Origin of the sequence: Acinetobacter legionensis, assembly GCF_048551735.1 — a bacterium.
GTDB lineage: Bacteria > Pseudomonadota > Gammaproteobacteria > Pseudomonadales > Moraxellaceae > Acinetobacter.
Genome location: NZ_JBIMBV010000046.1, coordinates 1 through 4,124, shown reverse-complemented (window position 1 = coordinate 4,124; position 4,124 = coordinate 1). Strand labels below are relative to the sequence as shown.

Genomic DNA, 4,124 nt, shown 5'->3' with positions numbered 1-4,124 from the left:
TTCGCTTAGGTTTTAATTCTTTCTTAGCCTTAGCCTCTACAATTGCTGCGCCCATAATCTGTTTCATGTGCGATTGAGCATTTGATTTATTGAACTCCTGCTTAACCTCTTTTGAAACACCATAAGGCACATGTTCGATCTGACCACCACTGCTTAAGAATTCTGACAAATCCCAAGCTGAACGATCTTTGATGTAAAGGGATTCGCTATTGGTTCCCGTTCTCATACCAACTCCCCTTGCATCATTGCGTAATATTCAGGACTTAAATCTGCAAATGTTGAGCGAGCTAAGTCGGTTGCCAATCGAACCGTACCTGTTGACCCATTACGTGCTTTACCAATAATGATTTCAGCTGTTCCAGCCTCCTTAGATTCCTTGTTGTAAACCTCATCACGATAGATAAACATGATGATGTCTGCATCCTGCTCTAAATCGCCTGACTCTTTTAAATCAGCGTTTACAGGTCGTTTATTTGGTCTGTTTTCAAGGTTTCGATTCAATTGAGCTAAAGCAAATACTGGACATTCAAAATCACGAGCAATCTTTTTCAATTCCCCTGAAATCTCACCAATATCTTTGTCAGAGCGACCATAATTGTTTTTAGTGAGTGGAGTTACACGCTGGATATAATCAACAAATATCGCACCGACTTTTCCATATTCAGCTTGTACTTTTCGTGCTGATCTACGGATCGTTGAAGTCGTTGAACGAGCATTGTCATCAATCATCAAAGGTGCTTTTTCTAAGATCATTGCAGCAGTATTAATCTTTCCGCAGTCCTCAATTTGAGCCTTACCACTTAAAACTTTCCGCAATTCAATCTGACCAATTCCACTAATCATCCGCTGTGCAATCTGCTTGCCTGACATCTCGATTGAAACAAACAACACTGGCAAACCTTGATTGACCATCATGTCTGCTGCAAAGTTCTGAGCGAGTGTGGTTTTACCCATGCTTGGGCGTGCACCGATAATGACTAAATCACCTTTGCCAACTTCACCCAGCTTGTTATCCAACTCACAGAAGCCAGTACGAATACCACCATCAAATGCCGTGTTGTTATGCAAAGCTGTATGTCGCTCTAAAAACTCCTTAATTGCGTCCTTAGAGAATTCATGGGCATGTTTAAGGCGATTGTCCACCGAACCTGTTTCTAAGCCACTGACGAGAGCCTGTGCGCGATTTAAAGCGGTTTCCGATGTGTACGAAACCATATCCAACGCCAAAGTGTCGATTTGCTTACTTACATCCTGAATTTTCCTGCGAGTTGCAAAATCTTTGAGTTTTTTAAGGTGTGTTGGTAAAAGCGAATGAGGGCAGTAACAACCCATCAAGTTGAGTATGAATTTCTCATCAACCGCTTTGACTTCAATTGCATTGGCGCGAATCAACTCCCAAAGCATCACTTGGTCATACGCTTCGCCTTTCGCAAACTGCGATTTCACATGAGACCAAATAATTTGGTGTTGAGCTGCGTAGAAATCACACGAATCAATCTGCTCGATGTACTCATCCATGCCTTGCTCGGTACCGATCACGGTAGACAAAATCGCTTGTTCAACAGGGATAGAAAATAATTCAATCATTGGTCCATCCCCTTGAATGATTTGCGTACGCCTTTGAATTCTGTGCTTGGTGCTTGCTGTGGTTGTTCAGGTTGAACCAGTTTAGGTTTTTCAAGTTGTTCAAGCTCAGCATTGCTTTCATGCCATGCCCAAGTTGCCTTGAAAGATTCCCAGCCACGCAAAACGATGATCTGGAACACACGCTCATTTGAAAGTTGTGCTTCGCTTGCCTGATTGAAAATGATTTTCAAAGCGCGTTCTGTGATGGTTTTACGTTTCTTGTTTTTCAGATCAATAAACTCTTGAGCTGTTTCTTCTGAAACTCCATTTTGAGATAAGAATTTTTTAGCAGAGAATTTTTGTGCTTTAGGTGCGGATGCGCCTAAATAAATATCTGTAGTATTCTCTGTTGTATTCTCTGTAATAGATTGCCCGTTTGGTGCAACACTGTTGGTACGTTTCGTGCCAACTAGTTCGCCCGTTTCGTTCAGACTAGATTGCCCGTTTGGTGCATACTGTGATAAATCAAGGCTTTCAGAGTATTCTATTAATGCTTTGTATAGATTTTCACGCTCAACTTTGAAGTAAACCTTGCAAGGTACACCTCGTTTATTTTCCTTTAAAAATCCAAGGTCTTTCAGTCTTTTACGGGCATTCTCCTGCTCTTTTCGAGTTAGACCAGTTTCCATAGTCCAGTCATGTTGGGTCTTGTAAATCCAACCATCAGAATTTTTGGTACGTGCGGTCCAGTACACCAATTGCGACAGCATTAGTGCGCCATTAATTCCACACCCGATAAAAACATAGTGTTTGTTAAACGCAATTGGTTGATCGTTCATAGCCTCAATCAGCTTAATCATTGAGATTGATGTGTTCACACAGCACCTCGCAGAAAATCAAAAAGGTCATAACGTGCTTTGGCAACACCCATGGCATTGTCTAAACAAGGCTTTTCCATATTTGCTTTGAGCGCACTTTCAAGAAGTCTGATTTTTTGCTCAATCATTCTTTCTTGATAGGTTGCTTGCAGCTCTGGTGGTTCATGTGCTAAATTTGTTTTCATATTCATTTCTACCTCGTTTTGAATATATGAAGCCTGATCTTGACCATCAGGCTTTTTTATTGTCTGTCAGATCGTTCCGACCTGATAAATCTGTGAACTGTTCATCGTTTTTATGGTTCTCTGTCAATCCAAAGATCCGTTGTTTAATCTTGGTCTCAGCTTTCAACTGTTGGAGATGAGGTTTGATTAAGTTTTCGTATACATATTCACTAGCACCCTGTCCTGCTCGAAGCATTTCAGCCAAAGACGACAATTGTTCTTTGTGGTCTGTTGGCATGTGGATAGTGATAGATGCATCCTTTTTTGGTTTGCGTCTTGTCATGAGTTGTTCCTATGCTGCTTGTTGGCTCTTCTTTCGAGACGGAAATAAATCTTTATATTTAAATTTTCCATCCGTTTTTTCTTGAACAAGTAGTGCTGTTTCAGATGACATTTTTGCTTTTCCATTAACCCAAGCCCAAACTGATGGCTGCTCAAGGTCAAGTGCTTGAGCGGTAAGGGTTTGAGAGCCAAAATGATCAACAACACATTTATATAAATTAATTAATTCAATATTCATCTATTGAACTCCTATGCTTTACAGTTAATTTATAGTTTTAACTATTAATTGTCAACAGTTTTAACTGTTTGAATATTTATAGTCGCAACTATAAAATAGGAGTCAAATTAAGGATTTTCTTTATGAGAACTTTGGCTGACCGACTAAAAGAAGCTCGATTAAGAGCTGATAAAACACAAGGTGATGTAGCAGATGCAGCTGGTATAAAACAGCCTACATATCAAGCTTTAGAGGCTGGAAAGACTAAAAAATCAGCATATCTACCTGAGATAGCAAAATTTCTAGGTGTTGATGTTGATTGGTTAAAAAATGGAAATGGCGAAGCAATCCCAGGTAAACCAAGAGACGGACAACCCATAGCGGATGTTAAATTCCGTGGAGTTGAGTTTTGGGATAACGACACCCCATTAGATGATGATGAATTTGAAGTTCCATACTACAAAGACGTAGAGCTTACTGGTGGGTGTGGATCATTTGAGCAGCATGATGACGGCCGTAGACGAATTAAATATGGAAAGACTGCCGCTTATGCAAGCGGTGCTTCACAAACCCAATCGATCTGCATGACATTAGTTGGTGACAGCATGGAAGACTTGATTCGAGCTGGATCAATGATTGCTGTGGATCTAGGTAAAAAAGAAATTCGAGAGGGCAAAATTTACGCCTTCCGTCATGGTCAATTATTGCGTGTTAAATATTTAATACCTAAGCCCGATGGTGGTTTGATTATCAGAAGTCATAACAAAGACTATGAAGATGAACATATCACCGCTGAAGAAGTTGAAAACGATATAAACATGATTGGTTGGGTGTGGAACTGGTCTGTTTTAGAGAGATGGTAAAACTGCGAACCCGACGCAGTCCTTTAGAATTGATCGGGTGGAGAAAATTAATGAGTAAAACTGTTACAAAAGAAAAAACTGTACATTATAAAAA

The 4,124-nt window shown here is 40.1% G+C and carries 6 protein-coding genes and 1 pseudogene; 1 reads left to right on the top strand and 6 read right to left on the bottom strand.

Translation table 11 applies throughout. The features are described from left to right. The 6 genes and pseudogenes from ACG9ZL_RS20740 to ACG9ZL_RS20715 form a co-directional block, all read right to left on the bottom strand. Nucleotides 1-226 (bottom strand): annotated as a pseudogene (locus tag ACG9ZL_RS20740) (hypothetical protein); the annotation flags it as partial. Next, nucleotides 223-1,587 (bottom strand): replicative DNA helicase, encoded by a 1,365-nt coding sequence (locus ACG9ZL_RS20735; RefSeq protein ID WP_419361722.1) that lies wholly within the window; start codon nucleotides 1,585-1,587, stop codon nucleotides 223-225. The gene ACG9ZL_RS20735 and the pseudogene ACG9ZL_RS20740, both read right to left, overlap by 4 nt. Continuing rightward, nucleotides 1,584-2,444, bottom strand: a complete 861-nt coding sequence (locus tag ACG9ZL_RS20730; RefSeq protein ID WP_287839018.1) for a DNA-binding protein — start codon at nucleotides 2,442-2,444, stop codon at nucleotides 1,584-1,586. Before ACG9ZL_RS20730 ends, ACG9ZL_RS20735 begins: the two co-directional genes overlap by 4 nt. Next, a complete protein-coding gene (locus ACG9ZL_RS20725) occupies nucleotides 2,441-2,635 on the bottom strand; it encodes a hypothetical protein (RefSeq protein WP_419361718.1) in 195 nt (64 codons plus the stop codon). Before ACG9ZL_RS20725 ends, ACG9ZL_RS20730 begins: the two co-directional genes overlap by 4 nt. A 40-nt stretch (nucleotides 2,636-2,675) precedes the next feature. Beyond that, nucleotides 2,676-2,951, bottom strand: coding sequence for a hypothetical protein (locus ACG9ZL_RS20720; RefSeq protein WP_419361715.1), 276 nt, complete (start codon nucleotides 2,949-2,951; stop codon nucleotides 2,676-2,678). A 9-nt stretch (nucleotides 2,952-2,960) separates the two neighbouring features. After that, the gene (locus ACG9ZL_RS20715; protein ID WP_419361713.1) at nucleotides 2,961-3,188 is read right to left on the bottom strand and encodes a YdaS family helix-turn-helix protein; all 228 of its coding nucleotides are present in this window, start codon (nucleotides 3,186-3,188) and stop codon (nucleotides 2,961-2,963) included. Between the two features lie 122 nt (nucleotides 3,189-3,310). Between ACG9ZL_RS20715 and ACG9ZL_RS20710 the strand changes: the two genes are divergently transcribed. After that, nucleotides 3,311-4,030, top strand: coding sequence for an XRE family transcriptional regulator (locus ACG9ZL_RS20710; RefSeq protein WP_419361711.1), 720 nt, complete (start codon nucleotides 3,311-3,313; stop codon nucleotides 4,028-4,030). The last annotated feature ends 94 nt before the right edge of the window (nucleotides 4,031-4,124 follow it).

Bases quoted from the DNA above. Each gene is read 5' to 3' on its own strand.
- ACG9ZL_RS20725 (WP_419361718.1), bottom strand. From the start codon at position 2,635: ATGAATATGAAAACAAATTTAGCACATGAACCACCAGAGCTGCAAGCA.
- ACG9ZL_RS20720 (WP_419361715.1), bottom strand. From the start codon at position 2,951: ATGACAAGACGCAAACCAAAAAAGGATGCATCTATCACTATCCACATG.
- ACG9ZL_RS20710 (WP_419361711.1), top strand. From the start codon at position 3,311: ATGAGAACTTTGGCTGACCGACTAAAAGAAGCTCGATTAAGAGCTGAT.
- ACG9ZL_RS20735 (WP_419361722.1), bottom strand. From the start codon at position 1,587: ATGATTGAATTATTTTCTATCCCTGTTGAACAAGCGATTTTGTCTACC.
- ACG9ZL_RS20715 (WP_419361713.1), bottom strand. From the start codon at position 3,188: ATGAATATTGAATTAATTAATTTATATAAATGTGTTGTTGATCATTTT.